The organism is Mesorhizobium sp. M7A.F.Ca.AU.001.01.1.1 (genome assembly GCF_004022735.1).
GTDB classification, from domain to species: domain Bacteria; phylum Pseudomonadota; class Alphaproteobacteria; order Rhizobiales; family Rhizobiaceae; genus Mesorhizobium; species Mesorhizobium ciceri.
In genome coordinates this window covers 1-378 of sequence record NZ_RZPF01001407.1, presented here as the reverse complement: position 1 = coordinate 378, position 378 = coordinate 1, and the positions used below count along the sequence as shown (strand labels likewise).

1 pseudogene is annotated in these 378 nt (G+C 61.9%); it reads right to left on the bottom strand.

Annotation, left to right across the window (positions count from 1 at the left end):
- Nucleotides 1–225 (bottom strand): annotated as a pseudogene (locus tag EN884_RS40035) (dTDP-glucose 4,6-dehydratase); the annotation flags it as partial.
- Nucleotides 226–378 lie beyond the last annotated feature (153 nt).

Below are 378 nucleotides of genomic sequence, written 5' to 3'. Positions count from 1 at the left end.
CTTGAGGAAGCCGCGGCGCGAGAACCGCGCGGCGATGATCTCGCCCATGGTGCGGTTGTCGGAAGCGTTGATGGCCGGGCCGTCGTTTTCCTCGAGCAGGCTGGTGCGGAATCGGGTGTCGGGGGAGCGAAGGTCAGTCATGGCTTGCCTCTGGCTGTTGGATTGGCTGGAGCGTGGGTACCTGTTTGACCCCCTTATAATCGCCGGATCACATTTTCGTGACATCGGGAGACCTTTCAGACGCGACAGGCATTGCGCGCAGCGCTGGCTAAGCATTCCCGCAGACCGGAACTGCTCCAGAATCGCCGGTTCGAGATGAAAGGAGACCTTAGGCGGCATCTTGGCCGCGCATCCTGCGACGGCGGACGACATCAGTCG